This is a genomic window from Tenacibaculum skagerrakense (genome assembly GCF_004345825.1).
Taxonomy (GTDB): Bacteria; Bacteroidota; Bacteroidia; order Flavobacteriales; family Flavobacteriaceae; genus Polaribacter; species Polaribacter skagerrakensis.
Genome location: NZ_SLXM01000001.1, coordinates 222,248 through 243,736, shown reverse-complemented (window position 1 = coordinate 243,736; position 21,489 = coordinate 222,248). Strand labels below are relative to the sequence as shown.

Here is a 21,489-nt window from a genome sequence, read left to right as displayed (position 1 = left end):
ATAATTCAACCATTATGAATAAAACCAAAGAAATTCTAATTACGAGTTTTGCCTTATTCTCTATGTTTTTTGGAGCAGGAAACTTAATTCTTCCTCCTTTTTTAGGAAAAAATGCCGCAGATGCTTGGCATTGGGTTACTATTGGTTTTTTTATTACGGCAGTTTTTATTCCAATTTTAGGAATACTAGCGCATGCTCGTTTACAAGGAACTATGTATGATTTTGGTAAAAAGGTTTCACCAACATTTAGCTTAGTTTATTGTATAATTGTGTACGCTATTTCTATTGCGCTACCTGCACCTCGAACAGCTTCGGTAACTCATGAAATGGCAATCAAACCATACTTTGAAGTACACTCTTTAGTAACGAGTTCAATTTACTTTGCCTTGGTTTTTGTGTTTGTAATGAATAGAAGTAAAATCCTGAATTTATTAGGTCGATTTTTAACACCGCTTATTATTCTTATCTTACTTTCTATTATTTTCATTGGAATCTTCTCACCAAACACTATTTCTACATCAACCATTTTTGAAACACCTTTTGTAAGTGGTTTGTTAGAAGGGTATCAAACTTTTGACGCTATTGGAGCTGTTGTAATTGGTGGAGTTTTAGTTATTTCTATGAACTTTAATAAAACCTCAACTTTTAAAGAGAAAAAAGAATTAATTAGTAAATCTGGAATAATAGCTGGACTTGGACTATTAATTATTTACGCTGGATTAATTTTTAACGGAGCTATTTTCAGCAGTACATTTCCCGATGAAGCTTCTAGGTCAGAAGTATTAACCTCATTAAGTTCACAAACTTTAGGGAATATTGGAACTACATTTTTAAGTGTTTTAGTTGCTTTAGCTTGTTTTACAACTGCAGTAGGTATTATCACCGGAACTTCAGATTATTTTAAAGGCTTGTTTGATAATTCTAAGAAAGTATATACAATAACCGCAGTAATTGGATGTGTTTTGGGTGTTGTAATGGGACAATTTGATGTACATTATATCATCAATATAGCTTTACCTGCCTTAATGTTTATTTATCCTATTACAATTGTCTTAATAATTTTGAATGTGTTGCCAGAAAATATAACAACACCAACACTATTTAAAGCAGTAGTAGCAGTAACGTTTATATTTAGCATACCTGATTTTTTACAATTCTTAGTTGATAAAGAATCGTTAGTAGGAATTCAAAACATTATTCCTTTTTCTAAAGATAACTTAGGATGGGTTTTACCGGCTATACTAACTTTTATAATAACCAGTATAACAACTAAAAGAACCGCTTAGAAACGATAACCGATATTTAGACCAACTCTTGGAACAATTACTGGAGAATTATCTGTAAACATATTTCTACCTAGTCCACCAAGAACACTTACCATTAACCCTCCATTAGAAACATATTTTGTTCCTACAGAAACACCTAATGCACCATCGGTATACTTAGTTCCGTTATCCTCTTCTCCACTATTGACACCTAAAAAGATTTCACCAAAATAATTCCAGTTTTGAGCTGATGTAAAATAATGTCTAAAAAAAGGAGTAATCATGGTATCCTCGTTGTATCGAAAATCTGAGGTTCTTCCTTCAAAATTGAATAAGGCTGAAATACCGATAGAAGATTGTTCTGCTAAGTAGTGCTCATAACTCACTTCTAGTGTTTTCATTACTAAAGCATCTCCTAAATCTACGCTTATTTCTTGTTGTGCTTGAGTAAAGAAACTCATTAAAACGGCTACAATTGCTAACGTCTTTTTCATATGTGAACTATATATAGGTTATTATAATCTTATTTGTTGAACAAAAATACATCATTTATCTAATAAAATAAATCTGAATTAAATTATGTAAAAGTGTCGCTTCGAACGCAGTCGAGATGGAAACAATAAACATAATAATATACGTTGGTCTCGACTACGCTCTACCTGACAAACTTTTATTAAAAAATGGCTTTCAATTGAACCATTCCTGTATGTATTGTTTTAGACGCTTCACTTTTCCTGCCAAAGTAGTTTAAATTCAAATTTAAAAACGAATTTAACTTTTGCGTTACCAAAGCATTCCACGTAAAATTTCTTCCAACTTGTAATCCTTCTAGCATTTGATAACCAACTGGTGAATTAGCATTACCTTCAAAATCATTTAAAAACATATTGAAATTCGCTGAAATCTGATTCTGTTTTTCATTGATGTAGTAATACTCAACTCCTACTTTTTTCTGATTCAAATTTTCTAGTCCTGCTACTGTATTTTCTTTATTTTGAAAATGATAAAATGCAGATAACCTATGATCTTTACTATATAAATAAGTAAGCTTCGGATTAAATTCTTTGTTTCTTAAGTTATAATTTCTATTTGCGAAGTTTTCTGTTGATAATTTATTCTCAGAGAAGGATGATGTGGCTTCAAACAACCAAAACTTTCCTAATCTATGTTTAAAATCTAATTGATGTGTAAAGGAATTATTCTCTTGATTCCCAATGGTAAATTGTTGTTTATTTCTCGATTTTCCGAACGTATAGATCCAGCTATAATTTTGCAAATTTCTGTTGAAGTAAAAACTATTTCTAAAATTAAATTGTAAACCAACTAATTGATTTTCATCCAAGTCAAACGGATTTAAATTAAAACTGTCGCCAACTCGTCTTTGCTCATTATTAATTAGAAAATAGGTTTGATTATAAAAATAAGATAACCATTTTCGAACTCCTTTCTTGGTTTTCCATAGGCTTGGATTTAATGTAATAGATTGCTTCCAAGATGCTCTTTGCGTTGGTAAAAAAGTTAAGTTCGGCAACGGAACTCTAAGATATTCTGCTTGATCTTGAAACTGTGCAATTTCAAATTCTTCAAATTGTTGAACTCCATCATTATTGTAATCTATCCAGGTATAAAAACCTTGTCCTGGTTCAGTTTTTACATAGATAAAATCTTGTCTGGCAATGTTTCCTGAAGACGTTTCGTAAACCGTTCCTAGGGTCAGTCCGTTTTTAAAAAAACGTTGGTTATAGATTATTCTCGAATTTAACGATTGTTCATTTTCCGTAAACTTTTGGTCGGTAAATCTGTAGTTTGCATACAACGACAAATTTGTTGTTTTGTTCTGAATAATTCTACTATCAAGATATACAGTGTTTCTATTATTTATTCTTGTAAATGAATTGCTTTTAATACTATCATTTGTTCTATAATTCAATCCTACTTTTGCAAATACTTTTGTTGAATCTCCTATTCCAAAGTATCCTTCATATTCTTGAAATTGGTGACTTAAAGTATTGAATGTATTCGTATTTCTATCTCGTATTTCGTTCGTTTCAAAATTTACCAAACCACCAATCCACGTTTTTTTAAATCGCTTTTCATAATTAGAGTACAGCCTAAAGAATTCATCTTTTTCTGTACTAGAAATATTCTGTAATACACTTCCTTTTAAATTAAAAACAGCGTTTTTGTTACTTAATCTTGATTGAATTTCATGTTTATTACCATTAAAACTTTCAGAAAAATTCAAGTGATTAAAACCATAAGAAACAAAATTATTTTTCTCTTTCTCTAATCTAAACGTAGTCACTAATTGATTCTGATTTCCAACTGCCGTTCTTAAGTTCCAATCACGATTAAACTCAACAGTTCTAAAACGCTGTACTGTTTTAAAATTCTGCTGAACAAACTCATAATCCAAATTACTTTTCAACTTCCAATTTCCATCTAAAATAGTTTGTTGCCAGTTTAATTTTGAAGCAATTTGTTGATTCTTTTCATCGTCAATTGAAGAAAACAAATTCTGGTCATTATTACTGTAGGCTAACTCTGCACTAATGTTGGTTTTTTCAGATGGATTATAATTTGAATTTACAACTGCAACCTGTAAACTAGTTGGTGCGATTAAACGAATTGAAGGTTCAAAACTTCCTAAATTCTGTCCAACATATCTATAAATAGTTCCAATTGCTATAGTGCTGTCAATAACATAACTTCCGTTGTTTGCACCTAAATTAGAAAAAGTTACCGTGTATAACTCTTCATTCTCATCATTCGAAAACTCAAAAACTTCTACACCTCCAGTATCAACTTTTCGATATTGTATTCTATTTGGCGAATACTCATCTATAAAAGCACTCGGCGATACCATTTGTGTAACATCGTTTCCTGCATTTGCCAGAATCTGTTTCTGATCAGTTGTTAAGTTTTGTTGAATTGGTTGACTTTTAGCATCGTTTTCATTGTAGAAATAGCCAGAAATAGAAAATTTTTCTCCTTTATAATGTGCTTTTTCATAAGTGATAAAACGTGTGTAATTTCGGTCAGAAAATTGAAATTCTATTCGAACACGCATATCATTTGTAATGGGATATTTCGTGTTAAAACGAATCTCCGCCAAATTATAATCGATAACATAATCTTTGTTTTCTCCACGTTCTAAGCGAATTCCGTTTACGAAAACAGCATCACTACCTTCTACAATTACAATAGCCGATTCGTTATTCGGACCAAAAATTTTATACGGACCTTGATTTCCTTCTGTTCCAACAAAATTAAAAGCTGTAAAACGACCGCGAACTATAGCTCCAGATCCAGAAGCTTTAAAGTTCTTACTAATATTTGCTTCAACTTGTAATCCCGACACTTGTTTGTCGAAATTCAAAAAATAACTATCCTTGTTCACAAGAGAAACATCTCCTCCTTTTACTTTCCAATTCGTGTTATATAACTCAACAAAAACACGATTAAAATCTGTGATGTTTTGAGAATACCCTCCTTGTTGTAATGGAAAATTTGTATCGAAAATATTTGCTCTAATAGAAACATCTTTCGACAATTTCCCTTCGATGGTTAAATCTAAAGTTGCATTCGTAACCGCATTCTGATTATTACCTGAGGTAATTCCTCTTGAAATAAATCCTGAAGTTTTTAAACCATCAAAAAATTCATTTCTAGTTTTCTTTTTATTCGTTGTTAAACTGTATAATTGCTCGGAAGTATTTGTTGAATTCGGAACAATTAAGCTTTTATCTAACGGAGAATATTCCTTAGTTAAAAATTCGGGATATCGAAGATATTCAATAGTAATCTCAGGAAAGCTATCTAACTTTATAAGTAGTTTAGATTTTACAAAATCAACTTGATACTTTTCTTTAGAAATTTCCTTTCCATCTTTTGAAAGTAACTTAAAAAAAGTAGGATTAATACTTACCGAATCAATTTGAATGGTATCGCTTTTAACCGTTATTTTCTTTGACCTAAATTCTTTAAGTTTCTTTTGTCCGAAACCCAATAGGGAAATAAAAAAAAAGAAAAAGAATACTTTTTTGGTCATACTTTCATAAACGTAACAGAATCAAAAATAGTTTATTCTTTTTATAACCTTCAAAACTTAATGTCATTGCGAACAAAATGAAATGGAGTGAAGCAATCTGTATATCATGCATATTAAGTTTAAGTCAGAATAAATTTGAGAATAAAAAAGCCAAAAGATTACTTCTGTTCAAAGAACTTCGAAATGACGTATTTCTTACCCACACCCGCAATTAGTATCACAACCTTTTTTCTTTTTAGGTGTGTAAAAGAACTTTTTTCCTAAAAATAAAAAGGCTAAAACTATGATTGCATATGTGATGATTTGCTGAATCATCTTATGATAAAAATTGATAGACTAATGTTGCCGATGAGTAGGCTATAATTCCCATGGCTACTAATTGAACTACTGGCCATTTCCAACTTTTCGTTTCTCGTTTTACAACGGCTAATGTAGCCATACATTGCATCGCAAACACATAGAAAATTAATAACGACATTCCCGTTGCAAAATCAAATCGTTTTTCTCCAGTATCTGGATTGATTTCAGCCTGCATTCGCTCTTTTATGGTTCCTTCGTCTTCTACTCCTTCAATGCTATAAATAGTTGCTAAGGTTCCTATAAATACTTCTCTTGCAGCAAAAGAGGCTATTAAACCAATTCCTAATTTCCAATCGTAACCCATTGGTTTTACAACTGGCTCAATAGTTTTACCTGCAATTCCAATAAAAGAATTCTCCATTTTTACTGAAGCAATTAGTTGTTCTAACTCTTGCTCTGATAAATTTTGAGAAGCTAATTCAGTTTTTACCTTTTCTTCAACTTCGTAATATGAAGATGGACCGTGAGTTGCCAAAAACCATAAAATAATTGAAATCGAAAGAATAATTTTACCCGCATCAAACACAAAACTCTTTGTCTTTTCAATTACTGAAAATAACACATTCTTTAACGACGGAATTTTATAATCGGGCATTTCAATTACAAAAAGCGATTTACTCTTCATTTTTAAAACTTTGTTTAACACATAAGCAGCAATTAATGCCGCCGAAAACCCTAAAACATATAATCCAAGTAAGGTTAAACCTTGTAAATTAAATATCCCGAATACTTTTTTATCAGGAATGATAATAGCAATTAAAATTGCATACACAGGTAATCTTGCAGAACAGGTTGTAAACGGTGTTACTAAAATGGTAATTAATCGTTCTTTCCAACTTGTAATAGTTCTGGTTGCCATAATAGCAGGAATTGCACATGCCGTTCCTGAAATTAATGGAATAACGCTTTTTCCACTTAATCCAAAACGTCTCATAATTTTGTCCATCAGAAACACAACACGACTCATATAACCTGACTCTTCCAAAATGGCAATTAAGAAAAATAAAATGGCAATTTGTGGAATAAAAATTACGACTCCTCCTATTCCAGGAATTACTCCATCAGTAAGTAAACTAGTAAACATTCCTTCAGGTAACTGCGCTTTCAATGATTCTGACAAACTTCCAAAAACACCGTCGATATAATCCATCGGAACAGTTGCCCAATCAAATATCGATTGAAAAATGAGTAATAAGATTCCGAAGAAAATAAAATACCCAAAAAACTTATGTGTAAAAATTCTATCTAAACGACTACGAACATCTGTTGCTTTTGATCGATCAAGTGTATAGGTCTTTTTTAGAATTTCATTAATTCTCTGGTATCTATAAATTGTTTCTTTTTGCTGATATTTTTTAAGTTGAGTTACATCATCTAAAAAACTTGAAAAATCCTCTTTTGAGTTTGTTAAAAATGATTTTTGAGTTACTGACAACCATAATTCATACAAAGAAGCATTAGGGTTTACTTTTTGTAGCTCTGAAAAATATTGTTCATTTATTTTAGCGGTAATTGATGAAAAATTATATCCTAACGGTAAAGAAGCTGGATTGGCTAAAAGCTCTTTCATTTCAGAGATCCCATCATTTTTTTTAGCAGAAACTAAAACAACTTTTGTTTGCAATTCTTTTTCAAGTTGTTCGGTATCAATAGAGATTCCTTTCTTCCCCATTTCATCAACCATATTAATAGCTAAAACCGTAGGCACACCTAAATCTTGAACTTGTGTAAATAGTAAAAGATTTCGTTTTAAATTTTCTACATCTGCCACAAACAAAATAACATCAGGATAATTTTCTCCTTTTGTGTTATTTAAAACTTTTAAAACAATACTTTCGTCTATAGATGTTGGATTTATACTATACGTTCCTGGTAAATCTGTAATAACCGCTTTTACTTCCGAAGTTAACTTACACGTACCTTGCTTTTTATCAACCGTAATTCCTGGGTAATTACCTACTTTTTGATTTAACCCTGTTAATCTATTAAACAAAGATGTTTTCCCTGTGTTAGGGTTTCCAATTAATGATACCTGAATACTATCTTTCACAATCTTGAGTTTCTAGATTCATCAATTTTATTTTTGAAGCTGTTTCTTTTCGAATGGCTAAATGGCTTCCGTTAACCACAATGTACATTGGATCATTTAAAGGTGCTATTTGAAGCAAGGTAACTTCAACTCCAGGCAAACAACCCATTTCTAATAATTTTAAAGGAATCGAGTGTTTATTTTCATCTGATATTATACCAGATTCTCCTATTTTTAATGATGCTATTGTATTCAAAGAAACGCTTTTTAATACTACAATTCCCGCCAATGCGGGAACTCTAATGAAATGCAAATATACTAAATTAGAATGGTTCTAAAGAAGTGATTTTTCGCTGTTAACATAAATAGTATATTTGTCGTATGACATTCGACAAAATCATAGGTCTAGAGCACATAAAAAAACATTTAACTGCTTCTGTTGAAAGCGGTAGAATTCCACATGCTCAATTATTTGTTGGAAATGAAGGTTCAGGTACTTTAGCAACTGCTGTTGCCTATGCTCAATTACTGCTTTCTAGCTCTTCTAATAACCCAGATGCCAGCAAAATAAAGTGTGAAAAATTACAGCACCCTGATTTACATTTTGCTTTTCCAGTTACTACTACAGACGCTGTAAAAAATCATCCGATAAGTAATTTATTTTTAGAAGAATGGCGCGACTTTCTTTTTGGTAATCCTTATGGAAGCTTATTTGATTGGCTAAAGCATATTGGAGTTGAAAACAAACAAGGTCAAATTGGTGTTGATGAAGCTGAAGATATTGTAAAAAAACTATCTCTAAAATCATATGAAGGCGGTTTTAAAGTGATGATAATTTGGATGGCTGAAAAAATGAATGTTGCTGCCTCAAATAAATTATTAAAGCTCATTGAAGAACCTCCTGCAAAAACTATTTTTTTATTAGTCGCTGAAGACGAAGGTCAGATTATCAATACTATTAAATCTCGTTGTCAAGCACTTCATTTTCCTGCTTTAACAGAAAGTGACATTGCAAATGAATTGGTTAACAAGCATGAGATTTCCCACAATGAAGCCATGAGAATTGCCCAACAAAGTGAAGGTAATTTTAATAAAGCCTTACATTTATTACACAAAGATTCTAACGATTTAGTTTTTGAAGAATGGTTTATAACTTGGATTCGTAGTGCTTTTAAAGCTAAAGGAAATGCAGCTGTAATTCAAGATTTGATTAATTGGAGTGAAGCTATTTCTAAGTCTGGAAGAGAAACTCAAAAACAATTTATACAGTATTGTCTACATTTTTTTAGACAAGCCTTACTCCTAAATTACGGAACACCCGATTTAGTATATTTAACTCCACAAACAGCAAATTTCAAATTAGAAAAGTTTGCGCCATTTATTCATAGTGGAAATATTCTTTCTATTGAAAAAGAATTAAATGATGCCCAATACCATATTGAAAGAAATGGTAATGCTAAAATTATTTTATTAGATCTATCTATAAAACTTACCAGATTATTACATACCAAAGAACAAAATCTTAACACATAAATTATGAAATTTCACTTTTTTACCTCAATCTTATTAATTGGACTAATTTTTGCTGCGTGTAAGCAGGAGAAAAAAGAATCTGAAAAACCAGAAGAGATTACTATCGAAAAAAATTCAGAAACACTTCAAACTAGTCAAAAAAAATTGCTAAACGAATATATGTTAGGGAACTGGGAAACATCTTACATAAAAATTGAATATCCAACCTATCAAAAAGCAGACAGTTCTTTTGTTTTTGAAGATGATTTTAGCAATCCAAATTCTGGAAGAGCACAATCTACCTATAATAACGATGGGACTTTTGTTGCTTGGTTTAAACAACCTGATGGAACTAGAGTTGGTGAAACTAGTGGAAAATGGAAAACCAAAGGAGATAGCTTGTATGTAGATTATCCTTATCTAGGCAAACAAGTTCAAGCTTGGTATGCGGTTACTCAAACAGAAGAAGGATTTGATGCTACTGTAATTTACGATTGGGATGATGACCAGGAATTGGACGATATATTAACTATGAAATCAAAAAAACTAGAATAAAACTTGTTAAGTCTGAACAACATCTCACTTAGAATTCGAATTTTTATTTCGATGATTCTATTGGTGCTTTTAGCATCTATACTAATTGCTAGTGTAACTATTTATCAATACGATGAGCAAACCAAAGATTACAACCTTCATCGTTTTGGAAGAAAAGAAAGTGCCACACGACATAATATTGATATTGAATTAAAAAGAAAGACTACCTATCCTGTAACGACTGAGAATCTTTCTAAAATATTTCAAGATCGAATTTATGAAATGGCTGAAATTCATAAAATTACAATCTCAATGTATGATATGAATGGAAAGCCTTTAAAATCTTCAATTCCATATGATTTTGAAAAAGTTGAAGAAATTCCACTTTCAAAAAAGATTGTCAATGAACTTGCTAACAATTCAAATCATAGAATATTAAAAACCCGAAACGAGAATAACATTTCTTATATTTCTTCTTATACCTACATTAATGATCTTAGGTATAAAAGAATTGGTGTTTTAGAATTGAAGATGGCTCAAGACAACGAAGAGCAAGAAAAAGAATTAGAAGAGTTTATGGCTCGTTTGTTAGTCGTATACATTTTAATGTTTATTGCCGCAATCGCATTAGCCTATTTTTTATCAAGTTATATTACCCGATCGATTCAAACAATCTCTAATAAAATAAAAGAAACTCGATTAAATAAACGAAATGAAAAAATCACATTATATGCCGCTAGTTCAGAAATTAATTCTTTAGTAGATGCTTATAATAATATGATAGATCAATTGGAAGATAGCGCTGTAAAACTCGCACAAAGTGAGCGTGAGCAAGCTTGGAGAGAAATGGCAAAACAAGTGGCTCATGAGATAAAAAATCCGCTAACTCCAATGCGATTGACTGTTCAGAGTTTTCAGAGAAAATTTGATCCTACAGATGCTAATATTAAAGAGAAAATAGCAGAATACAGTGAAACTTTAATTCAACAAATTGATGTAATGAGTTCTATTGCCTCTGCCTTCTCTGATTTTGCTAAAATGCCAACACAGCGAAAAGAAGATATTAATGTTGTAGCTGTTGTGAAACATGCTCTTGATATTTTTAATGAAGAGTACATACACTACATTCCTCAGGAAGAAAAACTATTTGCTTATTTAGATAAAACGCAATTAATTAGAATCATTACCAATCTTGTAAAAAATGCTACTCAAGCTATTAAAGGAGATAATGAAAATCCTAAAATTGAAGTAAAAGTATTTTCTCTGGATGAAAATGTTGTTATTACAGTTTCTGATAATGGAAAAGGAATTCTTGAAGAAAATAAAAAAATGATTTTTGAACCAAAATTTACCACAAAAACAAGTGGTATGGGTCTTGGTTTGCCTATGATTAAAAATATTATTGAAGCCTATAATGGTACTATAACTTTTTCATCAACCTATGGCATAGGTACAGTATTTACTGTAACTTTACCAAAAACTTAACTTATGAACTTTGAAAACATACTTGTAGAGGTAGAAAATAATTTAGCTAAGGTCACTATAAACAGACCAAAAAAATTAAACGCACTAAATAAGGATACTATAGAAGAACTTCATGTAGCGTTTAAAAGTTTAGAAGAAAATAAAGACATTAAAGTTATTTTACTTACCGGGAGTGGTGAAAAAGCTTTTGTTGCGGGTGCTGACATCTCTGAATTTGCTCATTTTTCTGTTAATGAAGGAGGAAAATTAGCTGCAAAAGGACAAGAGTTGTTATTTGACTTTGTTGAGAATTTATCAACTCCAGTAATAGCGTTAGTAAACGGATTTGCATTAGGTGGTGGTTTAGAATTAGCAATGTCTTGTCACTTTAGAATTGCATCAGACAATGCTAAGATGGGATTACCAGAAACTTCATTAGGAGTAATTCCTGGTTATGGAGGAACACAAAGATTACCTCAATTAATTGGTAAAGGAAAGGCAATGGAACTAATTATGACAGCCGGAATGATTTCTGCTGAAGAAGCTAAAAGCTACGGTTTAGTTAATTACGTAGTTCCTCAAAATGAGTTAGTTGCATTAGGTGAAAAATTAGCTGCTAAAATTACTAATAATTCCTCTGTAGCAATTGGTAAAGCGATCAAAGCTGTAAACGATGGTTTTAAAGACGGAAAGAATGGTTTTGAATCTGAAATTGAACAGTTTGGAGCTTGTTTCGGCACAGAAGATTTTAAAGAGGGTACTACTGCATTTTTAGAAAAAAGAAAGGCAAATTTTCCAAATAAATAAATTTAAAAAGGCTTACAGTTTGTAAGCCTTTTTTATGAATAATTCATTCTGCAACGTTTGTTTTTGATTTTTCTTGTAGAATTTTAACAAAAAAATGATCAAAATGTATGAGTGGTCGTTTTTTTTGTATAAATTGCAAAAAATATATATTTCCTGTAAATATGCTTAAGGCGATAATTGTTGACGATGAAGACAAGGCTATTAAAAGCTTGTCCTGGGAGCTTTCAAACTTTAACGATGAAGTTGAAATAGCAAATACTTTTTCTAATCCTGAAAAAGCTTTAGACTTTATAAATAACAACGAAATTGATTGTTTGTTTCTAGATATTGAAATGCCAACAATGGATGGTTTTCAGTTTATCGAAAAGCTTCCTAGAAAGGATTTTGCTATTGTTATTACAACTGCTTACAATGAGTATGCTATTGAAGCACTTAAAAAAGAGGCGATTGATTATCTTCTGAAGCCTGTAGATACTGACGATTTAGAACAATGTTTAAAAAAGGTTACTAAATTTAATACAAGAATTGCCAAAGTAGACACTGATCAAAAGTTTGAAAAAATCCTTTTTAATTTTAACCAACGTCTTTCCGAAAAGAAGATAGTAATAAATGCAGACGGAAAACTAATTTTTCTTAAGCCAGATGAAATAGTTTGTGTTGAGTCGGATGGTAATTATAGTTCAATTCATACTACAGATGCAAAAAAAATAGTAGTTACTAAAAAACTTAAAGAAGTAAATAGCTTACTTCCTGAAGATATGTTTTTTAGAATTCATAATTCGTACATTATCAATTTAAATAAAGTAAAAGAATATTATAAGACGGATGGGTATGTAATTTTAGAAATGAATCATAAAATTCCTGTTTCTAGACAGAAAAAAACTGAGTTTCTAGATAAATTTTAAAATGACAAAAAAAGGTATATTATTTCTTTTTCTTTTATCTCCTTTCTTAATCTTTTCTCAAGATAAAGAAAGTGATGAAGCTACTTCCGAACTTATCTTAAAGTATTTTAAAGAAAAATCTAATAACTACTTTGAAATTGATTCTCTGTTATATGATTTAACTAATAAAAAAGTTCATAACAAAGAAAAAAGCATAAAGCTACTAGAGTTAAGCCTTAACAATGGCTATATAATTGGTCAAATAGCAGCTCACAATAACATCGGTCTTATTTTAAGACAAGAATCAAATTATGAGTTGTCTGTAAAGCATTATAAAAAAGCAATAGAACTTTCTAAGAAAAAGAACCTTCCTGAAATTGAAGCTTTTACTCTTAATTTATTAGGAGCTTGTTATCGTAGAAGTGACGATGTTAGAAACGCCTTGAATTGTCATCAAGCTGCCCTTTCTATCTCAAAAAGAATTAATAGCAAAAGTTATGATAACAAAAAAATTAATAGCATTTCAATAAATAGTATTGGTAATATTTATTTAGCGTTACAACAATATAATTTGGCGCTAAATGAGTTTGAAAAATCTATTGAAATATCCAAAGAGTTAAATAACGAATTAGGCTTGGCAATTAACTACGAAAACATCGGTTTTGCTCAAGAAAAATTATTATTATTTGATGAAGCTATCGAAAATTATAAAAAATCTCTTGAAGTTAATGAAAGTATAAATTCTACAAGAGGAAAAATAATTTGCTACAACAACCTTAGCAGTGTTTATCTAAAAAAGGGAGAGTATAAAAAATCCCTAGAATATGTCGAGCAAATATATCCTACTGTTTTAGATTACAACAACAACTACTATTTAGCTCGAACTCTTGCAAATTATGGGGCAGCTTTATTAAAAAACGATCAGTTAGAAGAAGCCGAACTGAAGCTAAAAGAAGGGCATGAATTATCTAAAAAGTATAATTTTACGAAAAGTGAAATTGCAGCTACTGGCTCTTTAGCAGAACTATATGAAACACAAGAAAAGTTTGACTTAGCATACAGTTATTATAAAAAATCGGTAGATATTGAAAGAGAAACTGTGGGGCAGAAAAACATTGCCTACGTTAATAATTTAATCTCTAAACACGATTTACAATCTAAAATTAATGAGATTGCTTTTTTAGAAACTCAATCTGAAATCGAATCATTACAATTTTATAGAAATAGAAACATTTTAATTATTACGCTTATTACAATTGCTTTATTAAGTATTGCACTATACTCAATTTACAGACAGCGTTTACTTAATAATGATCGAAAAATTTTATTGTTAGAACAACAAGCATTACAAACACAAATGAATCCTCATTTTATTTTTAATGCATTAAATTCTATAAAACTATACATTATAAACAACGAGCAAAAACAAGCGGTATATTACTTAAATAAGTTTTCAAAACTCATTCGTAACATATTAGACGTTTCTAAAATTAAAGAAGTAAGCCTTAAAGAAGAACTTGCTACGATGGACTTGTATATGAGTATTGAAAATATTCGTTTTTCAAATGAAATAAATTATCAAGTTGATATTAACCCTAGTATGAATACGGATACTATAAAAGTACCTCCGTTAATACTTCAACCTTTCCTTGAAAATGCGCTTTGGCATGGTCTTTCTTCAAAAGAAAGCAATAAAAAAATAACACTCACAGCTAATAAAGTTTCAGATACTGTGGTTGAAGTTAATATTATTGACAACGGAATTGGTAGAAGTGCTGCAGCTAAAATTAAAGAAGGTAAATCTTTAAAAAGAAAATCTATTGGTATTGATTTGACTAAAGAAAGATTAAAAACTTTTTCTGAAGATTACGATGATGAGTTTTCGTTAACGTATCATGACCTTACTAACGAAGATGGCTCTCCAGCTGGAACAAAGGTTTCATTGCGATTTCCTATTGCTTAAAATTCAAACTTTAACTGAATCCAAACTGGCTCTCTTTTCTCAGTATCTAAATTACTTAATGATATCCCTAAAAGTCTTACCGAGTTTTTCAATCGCTCTTGAAGCAACAGTTCCTTAATTAACGGATAGAACTCTTCTTTTTTCTGAAGAAAATCGTCAACTGTTTTACTTCTAGTTTGTTGTGTAAAATCGCTATATTTTATTTTGAGTGTTACTGTTTTTCCTTTTGTTTTAGAACGAACCATTCTTCGCTCGAGTTCTTCTGCTATATACTCAAGCTTTTTCAACATAAATACTTCAGAAGATAAATTTTCATTAAAGGTTCTTTCGGCTGCAATTGATTTTCTTACTAGATCTGGTTTAACCTCACTTTTATGAATTCCTCTAACAATATTATAATAATGTTTGCCCGATTTCCCAAAAAGCAATACCAAATCATCTAAAGATCTATTTTTTAAATCTAACCCAGTAAAAATTCCGTTATTATGCATTTTAGCAGCAGTAACTTTACCCACACCATAAAATTTTCCGACAGGTAATTGTTCTAGAAAAGGGATAACCTCATTTGGATTAATTGTTTTTTGTCCGTTAGGCTTATTAATATCTGAAGCTACTTTTGCTAAAAACTTATTGATTGAAATCCCTGCTGAAGCCCTTAATTCCAGCTCTTGCCAAATACGATCTCTAATTTCTTGAGCTATTAAACTAGCTGAGGGATTTCCTTTTTTATTCTCTGTAACGTCTAAATAGGCTTCATCTAAAGATAAGGGCTCTACCAAATCCGTATAATCATAAAAAATCTCACGAATTTTAGATGAAATCTCTTTGTACCTTGAAAATCTAGGTTTTACAAAAATTATATGCGGACATTTCTTTTTTGCTAATACACCACTCATAGCAGATCGAACACCGAACTTTCTAGCTTCATAACTTGCAGCAGAAACTACTCCTCTTATTTCGCTTCCACCAACAGCAACTGGCTTTCCTCTTAAATCAGGATTATCCAATTGCTCTACAGACGCATAAAATGCATCCATATCAACATGAATAATTTTACGAAATGGTGGTTGCAATTCCATTTTATAAAATTAAAAAAAGCGCTCAAATGAGCGCTCTTATTTATGCATTACAAGTGTTACCTTTTTGAAACTTTAACTTTTCTGATCTTCCTTTTTTGAAAATCTTATTACTGGCATGTTTTCCTTTACGTCTAGCTTTTTGCTCCTCGTAAGGTAAATGAATTATCTCTTGACATTCTGCCGAACATGTATTTTCCATTTTTTCAGCACATTCATCACATTGAATGAATAATAAGTGGCATCCTTCATTTGCACAATTAGTATGCGTATCACAAGGTTTACCACATTGGTGACAATTAGAAATTACATCATCAGAAATTCTCTCGGATCTTCGATGATCAAATACAAAGTTCTTTCCTAAAAATTTATTCTCTAAGTTCTCTTCTTTAACTTGTCGAGTATATTCTATAATTCCTCCTTCAAGTTGGAACACATTTTTAAACCCTTTGTGTTTATAGTATGCAGAAGCTTTCTCACATCGAATTCCTCCTGTACAATACATTAAAAGATTTTTGTCTTCTTTGTGTTCTTTTAAATCTTCTTCAATTATGTCTAGTGAATCTCTAAAAGTATCTACATCAGGAGTAACAGCTCCTTCAAAATGTCCTATTTCACTTTCGTAATGATTACGCATGTCAACACAAACCGTGTTTGGATCTGCCAACATTTCATTGAATTCTTTAGCTGATAAGTGAACTCCTTTGTTAGTAACATCAAAGGTGTTATCATTTAAACCATCTGCAACAATTTTATTTCTTACTTTAATTTTAAGTTTTAAAAATGATTTGTTGTCTTGCTCTACAGCTACATTTAAGCGAATATCTTTTAAAAAAGAAATACTATCTAACTGATCTTTTAACGCTAAAAAATTTTCTGCAGGAACAGATATTTGTGCATTAATTCCTTCGTAAGAAACATAAGTTCTACCAAGAACATCAAGCTTGTCCCATTCGATAAACAGTTTATCTCTAAAGAGTTGTGGATTTTCTATCTTATAATATTGATAGAATGAAATAGTGATACGGTCTTTTCCCGCTTCGTCAATTAATTTAGCGCGTTCCTCTGCGCTTAACTTGTTGTACAGTTGCATGCTATACTTTTTTTAAGTTAAACAATATTTTAAGGGACAAAGGTAATTTTTTAGTTTTTTAATTGCAAAATAACAATTTGTTATAAATTAAACATTTTGTGAAATTTTTCAATTTCAAGGTAATTACAAAGCTTTTTTTTTTGAAATTTGTATTAAGAAATAAGTATTAACAACAAAAGAATATATTTTGTTATGAGAGTAGCTGTAGTAGGAGCAACTGGAATGGTAGGTAACGTAATGTTACAAGTTTTAAAAGAGCGTAATTTTAACTTTACTGAATTGTATTTGGTAGCTTCTGAAAGATCAGTAGGAAAAAAGGTTGAATTTAATGGCACAACCTATTCTGTTATTGGATTACAAGATGCTGTTAATTTAAAACCAGACATCGCTTTATTTTCAGCTGGTGGAAACACCTCTTTAGAATGGGCTCCTAAATTCGCCGAAGTAGGAACAACTGTAATTGATAATTCTTCTGCTTGGAGAATGAACCCTAACAATAAACTTATTGTTCCTGAAATCAATGCTAGTGAATTGACTGAAAATGATAAGATTATTGCTAACCCTAACTGTTCTACTATACAAATGGTTATGGCATTAGCACCACTTCATTCAAAATACAAAATGAAAAGGCTTGTTATTTCTACCTATCAATCAATTACTGGAACTGGTGTAAAAGCAGTTCAGCAATTAGAAAACGAAGTAAATGGTATTCAAGGGGAAACTGCTTACCCACATCCTATTCATAAAAATGCTTTACCTCATTGTGATGTTTTTGAAGAAGCAGGCTATACAAAAGAGGAATTAAAATTAACAAGAGAAACTCATAAAATATTAAATGATCCAAGTATAGGTATTACAGCTACTGCGGTTAGAATTCCTGTAGTTGGAGGTCACTCTGAATCGGTAAATATTGAGTTTGAAAACGATTTTGATTTAACAGAAGTTCGAAAAGTATTATCGCAAACTCCTGGTGTTATTGTACAAGATAATATTGAAAACAATGAATACCCTATGCCTTTAAGTGCTCATGGTAAAGATGAAGTTTTTGTTGGTCGTATTCGAAGAGATTTATCACAACCTAATTCATTAAACTTATGGATAGTTTCTGATAACTTACGTAAGGGAGCTGCAACTAACGCAATTCAAATTGCAGAATATTTAGCTTCTGAAAATTTAATTAAAAGTCCTACCTTATCTGTATAAGGTAACATATTGTTTATAATTTGAAAATCCTGCTTTACGGCGGGATTTTTTTATTTTCGCATATGATGCAAACACAAATTATACAAAACACTATTGATTTTGTAAAATCAAAGCTAAAAGATGCTGAAGGTGGTCATGACTACTTTCATATAGAAAGAGTATATAAAAATGCTTTATCCATTGCAGCTAAAGAAAAAGGCGCTGATATATTTATAGTTTCCTTAGGTGCTTTACTTCATGATATCGCAGATAGTAAATTTCATGATGGAGATGAAACAGTAGGACCTAAAATAGCAACAGAGTTTCTTGTAAGTCAAAATGTAGATGAGACTACTATTCAACATGTAAAAAACATTATTGAAAACATTTCTTTTAAAGGAGGAAATTTTACACAAAAATTCAAATCTCTTGAACTAGATATTATCCAAGATGCCGATAGATTAGATGCCATTGGCGCTATTGGTATTGCTCGCTGTTTTAATTATGGTGGATTTAAAAATAGAGCTTTATACGACCCAGAAATTAAACCCAATTTACAAATGACAAAAGAGGAATACAAAAAATCAAAAGCTCCAACAATAAATCACTTTTATGAAAAACTCCTTTTGTTAAAAGATAAGATGAATACAGAAACAGGCAAGGAAATAGCAAAAGGTAGGCATCATTTTATGAAGTTGTTCTTAATGCAGTTTTTTAACGAGTGGGAATCAAAAAATTAATACTTTTAACACAGTCATTAACCTATGTTAACTGATTGTAAAAAAAATGTTATTTTATTTGTAACAGTTCAATTGATTAACCTCTACTACGACTGTAGAAACCCTATTTAATAATCCCTATATACAAAAAAACGCTCAATGTAATTATTGAGCGTTTTTTTTATTTTAATCAGTTAATTTCTTAAGCCTCGAAAGGAACTATAGAAACATATGATTTGTTATCTCTTTTCTTTTGGAATTGAACGATACCATCAACTTTAGCATGTAAAGTATGATCTTTACCCATGTAAACATTTTCACCCGGGTTATGTTGTGTTCCTCTTTGACGAACAATAATGTTACCTGCAATTGCAGCTTGTCCTCCAAAAATTTTAACTCCTAATCGTTTCGATTCTGATTCACGACCGTTCTTCGAACTACCGACACCTTTCTTATGAGCCATCTTTTATAGTTTTTTAAAGGTTAATTATTTACTTAATGCTTCAATCAATTCAGCTTTTTTTAAAGAAGTGTACCCTGCGATACCTTTATCTTTAGCTAAAGCTTTTAATTCAGCAACTGTCATTGAACTTAAATCATTAGATTCAGCTTTTGCTTCTTTAGCTGGAGCTTCTTTCTTAGCTTCTGCTTTTGGCTCAACTTTAACACCTGAAGCAGCAATGCTTTCGATTTGAATTTCACTTAAGTACTGACGGTGACCATTTTTCTTTTTGTAACCTTTTCTTCTTTTTTTCTTGAAAACGATTACTTTGTCTCCTTTTAAGTGACCTAAAACCTTTGCAGTTACTCCTGCACCTTCTATAGCTGGGGCGCCAATAGTTACATTACCTTTGTCTTCAATTAACATTACCTTGTCAAAAGTTACTTTAGAACCTTCTGCTTCTGGTAAACGGTGAACGTATACTTTTTGGTCTTTTGCTACTTTAAACTGCTGCCCTGCTATCTCTACGATTGCGTACATACTAATTTGTTTTGCTTTTTATACTTTAATTATATACAGCATTTTAACTAAAATGCGGGTGCAAATATACGTTTTTTTACTGTAAAACAATACTTTATAATTAAAATAATTTGATACCTTATAAATTCTTATTTTTGATGAAAAATATTTTTAGTTTAGGATACTATTTATGTAACAAACTGAACTTATTTGCGTCAAATCAAAAAATCATTAAATAATCAAATCAAAACTGATGAAAAAAACCATATTAACGCTTACTGCTGTGGCTACTTTTTTTTCTGCAAAAGCACAACAAGTAGCTTTTGAAGAATATGATTTAAATAACGGAATGCATGTTATTTTACACAAAGACAATTCTGCTCCAGTAGTAGTAACTTCGGTAATGTATCATGTAGGTGCTAAAGACGAACAACCTGACAGAACAGGTATGGCTCACTTTTTTGAGCATTTACTTTTTGAAGGAACTAAGAACATTAAAAAAGGAGACTGGTTTAAAATAGTTTCTTCTAATGGTGGTAGAAATAATGCGAACACTACTGATGACAGAACGTATTATTATGAAATTTTCCCTTCTAACAACTTAGAATTAGGATTATGGATGGAATCTGAGCGTTTATTACACCCAATTATTAAACAAGATGGTGTTGATACTCAAAATGAAGTAGTAAAAGAAGAGAAAAGATTACGTGTAGACAACCAACCGTACTCTCGTTTCTTAGAGAATGTGAAAAAACACATGTTTAAAAAACATCCATATAAAGGAACTACTATTGGTAAAATGGAGCACTTAGATGCTGCTACTTTAGATGAGTTTTTAGCTTTCAACAAGAAATTTTACACACCAAATAATGCTACTTTAGTTGTTGCTGGTGATATTGATGTGAAAGAAGCTAAAAAACTAATTCAAGATTATTTTGGTAGAATTCCTAAAGGTGAAGAAGTTGCTAGAAATTTTCCAAAGGAAGATCCTATTACACAACAAATAGAAGCAAAAGCTTATGATCCAAACATTCAAATTCCAGCAATCATGCAAGCTTATAGAACACCTTCAATGAAGACTAAAGATTCTAGAGTTTTAGACATGATTTCTTCTTATTTAAGTACTGGTAGAAGCTCTGTTTTATACAAGAAATTAGTTGATGATAAAAAAATGGCTTTACAAGCGGGAGCTATCAATTTAAGTCAAGAAGATTACGGAACTTACATCCTATATGCATTACCATTAGGAAAAGTTTCTTTGGCTGATTTAACTAAAGAAATTGATGCTGAAATTGTAAAACTTCAAAACGATTTAATTTCTGAAAAAGATTATCAAAAATTACAAAATCAATTTGAAAACAGATTTGTAAACTCTAACTCAAGTGTTGAAGGTATTGCTAATTCACTTGCTCGTTACAATGTTCTTTATGGAGACACAAATTTAATCAATACAGAAATTGATATTTTCAGATCTATTACTAGAGAAGATATTAGAGAGGTTGCTAGAAAATATTTAAATCCTAATCAAAGATTAGTGATGGAATATTTACCAGAAGCAAAGAAATAATTTCAATATCTAAAAGAACGAA

The 21,489-nt window shown here is 30.8% G+C and carries 18 protein-coding genes; 10 read left to right on the top strand and 8 right to left on the bottom strand.

From position 1 onward, the window contains the following. The first annotated feature begins 14 nt into the window (after window positions 1-14). Complete coding sequence (gene brnQ, locus EV195_RS01050; RefSeq protein ID WP_132791685.1) at window positions 15-1,286, top strand: branched-chain amino acid transport system II carrier protein; 1,272 nt, start codon at window positions 15-17, stop codon at window positions 1,284-1,286. Here the strand turns inward: brnQ and EV195_RS01045 are convergent. The 4 genes from EV195_RS01045 to EV195_RS01025 all read right to left on the bottom strand — a co-directional run bounded on the left by EV195_RS01045 (window position 1,283) and on the right by EV195_RS01025 (window position 7,961). Then, window positions 1,283-1,759: a hypothetical protein gene (locus tag EV195_RS01045; RefSeq protein WP_132791682.1), complete on the bottom strand. Its 477-nt coding sequence runs from the start codon at window positions 1,757-1,759 to the stop codon at window positions 1,283-1,285. The two genes, brnQ and EV195_RS01045, sit on opposite strands and share 4 nt — an antisense overlap. 179 nt (window positions 1,760-1,938) lie before the next feature. Next, window positions 1,939-5,316: a TonB-dependent receptor gene (locus EV195_RS01040; RefSeq protein WP_132791679.1), complete on the bottom strand. Its 3,378-nt coding sequence runs from the start codon at window positions 5,314-5,316 to the stop codon at window positions 1,939-1,941. Between the two features lie 316 nt (window positions 5,317-5,632). Beyond that, window positions 5,633-7,729, bottom strand: a complete 2,097-nt coding sequence (feoB, locus tag EV195_RS01030; RefSeq protein WP_132791673.1) for a ferrous iron transport protein B — start codon at window positions 7,727-7,729, stop codon at window positions 5,633-5,635. Further along, a complete protein-coding gene (locus EV195_RS01025; protein ID WP_132791670.1) occupies window positions 7,716-7,961 on the bottom strand; it encodes a FeoA family protein in 246 nt (81 codons plus the stop codon). The genes feoB and EV195_RS01025 overlap by 14 nt, the downstream gene beginning before the upstream one ends. A gap of 125 nt (window positions 7,962-8,086) precedes the next feature. Between EV195_RS01025 and EV195_RS01020 the strand changes: the two genes are divergently transcribed. The 6 genes from EV195_RS01020 (at window position 8,087) to EV195_RS00995 (ending at window position 14,869) form a co-directional block, all read left to right on the top strand. Next, on the top strand, window positions 8,087-9,238 hold the full coding sequence (locus tag EV195_RS01020) for a DNA polymerase III subunit (RefSeq protein ID WP_132791667.1): 1,152 nt from the start codon (window positions 8,087-8,089) through the stop codon (window positions 9,236-9,238). A gap of 3 nt (window positions 9,239-9,241) precedes the next feature. Further along, on the top strand, window positions 9,242-9,772 hold the full coding sequence (locus EV195_RS01015; RefSeq protein ID WP_132791664.1) for a hypothetical protein: 531 nt from the start codon (window positions 9,242-9,244) through the stop codon (window positions 9,770-9,772). Between the two features lie 51 nt (window positions 9,773-9,823). Next, a complete protein-coding gene (locus EV195_RS01010) occupies window positions 9,824-11,236 on the top strand; it encodes a sensor histidine kinase (RefSeq protein WP_132793270.1) in 1,413 nt (470 codons plus the stop codon). A 3-nt stretch (window positions 11,237-11,239) separates the two neighbouring features. After that, the gene (locus EV195_RS01005) at window positions 11,240-12,022 is read left to right on the top strand and encodes an enoyl-CoA hydratase/isomerase family protein (RefSeq protein ID WP_132791661.1); all 783 of its coding nucleotides are present in this window, start codon (window positions 11,240-11,242) and stop codon (window positions 12,020-12,022) included. Between the two features lie 161 nt (window positions 12,023-12,183). Beyond that, window positions 12,184-12,927 (top strand): LytR/AlgR family response regulator transcription factor, encoded by a 744-nt coding sequence (locus tag EV195_RS01000; RefSeq protein ID WP_132791658.1) that lies wholly within the window; start codon window positions 12,184-12,186, stop codon window positions 12,925-12,927. Between the two features lies 1 nt (window position 12,928). After that, window positions 12,929-14,869, top strand: a complete 1,941-nt coding sequence (locus EV195_RS00995; protein ID WP_132791655.1) for a tetratricopeptide repeat-containing sensor histidine kinase — start codon at window positions 12,929-12,931, stop codon at window positions 14,867-14,869. Here EV195_RS00995 and dinB read toward each other — a convergent pair. Both dinB and trhO read right to left on the bottom strand, forming a co-directional pair. Continuing rightward, a complete protein-coding gene (gene dinB / locus EV195_RS00990; RefSeq protein WP_132791652.1) occupies window positions 14,866-15,948 on the bottom strand; it encodes a DNA polymerase IV in 1,083 nt (360 codons plus the stop codon). The two genes, EV195_RS00995 and dinB, sit on opposite strands and share 4 nt — an antisense overlap. Before the next feature lie 40 nt (window positions 15,949-15,988). Then, window positions 15,989-17,038: an oxygen-dependent tRNA uridine(34) hydroxylase TrhO gene (trhO, locus tag EV195_RS00985; RefSeq protein ID WP_132791649.1), complete on the bottom strand. Its 1,050-nt coding sequence runs from the start codon at window positions 17,036-17,038 to the stop codon at window positions 15,989-15,991. Between the two features lie 192 nt (window positions 17,039-17,230). On the opposite strand from trhO, the gene EV195_RS00980 reads away from it, so the two are divergent. Both EV195_RS00980 and EV195_RS00975 read left to right on the top strand, forming a co-directional pair. Then, complete coding sequence (locus EV195_RS00980) at window positions 17,231-18,241, top strand: aspartate-semialdehyde dehydrogenase (RefSeq protein ID WP_132791646.1); 1,011 nt, start codon at window positions 17,231-17,233, stop codon at window positions 18,239-18,241. A gap of 62 nt (window positions 18,242-18,303) precedes the next feature. Further along, window positions 18,304-18,960 (top strand): HD domain-containing protein, encoded by a 657-nt coding sequence (locus tag EV195_RS00975; protein WP_132791643.1) that lies wholly within the window; start codon window positions 18,304-18,306, stop codon window positions 18,958-18,960. 181 nt (window positions 18,961-19,141) lie between these two features. Here EV195_RS00975 and rpmA read toward each other — a convergent pair whose 3' ends face one another. Beyond that, window positions 19,142-19,402 carry a 50S ribosomal protein L27 gene (gene rpmA / locus EV195_RS00970; RefSeq protein ID WP_132791640.1) on the bottom strand — a complete coding sequence of 87 codons (261 nt, stop codon included), beginning with the start codon at window positions 19,400-19,402 and terminating at the stop codon, window positions 19,142-19,144. Window positions 19,403-19,426: 24 nt separating this feature from the next. Then, window positions 19,427-19,921, bottom strand: a complete 495-nt coding sequence (gene rplU / locus EV195_RS00965) for a 50S ribosomal protein L21 (RefSeq protein ID WP_132791637.1) — start codon at window positions 19,919-19,921, stop codon at window positions 19,427-19,429. Between the two features lie 232 nt (window positions 19,922-20,153). On the opposite strand from rplU, the gene EV195_RS00960 reads away from it, so the two are divergent. After that, window positions 20,154-21,467 carry a M16 family metallopeptidase gene (locus EV195_RS00960; protein ID WP_132791634.1) on the top strand — a complete coding sequence of 438 codons (1,314 nt, stop codon included), beginning with the start codon at window positions 20,154-20,156 and terminating at the stop codon, window positions 21,465-21,467. The last annotated feature ends 22 nt before the right edge of the window (window positions 21,468-21,489 follow it).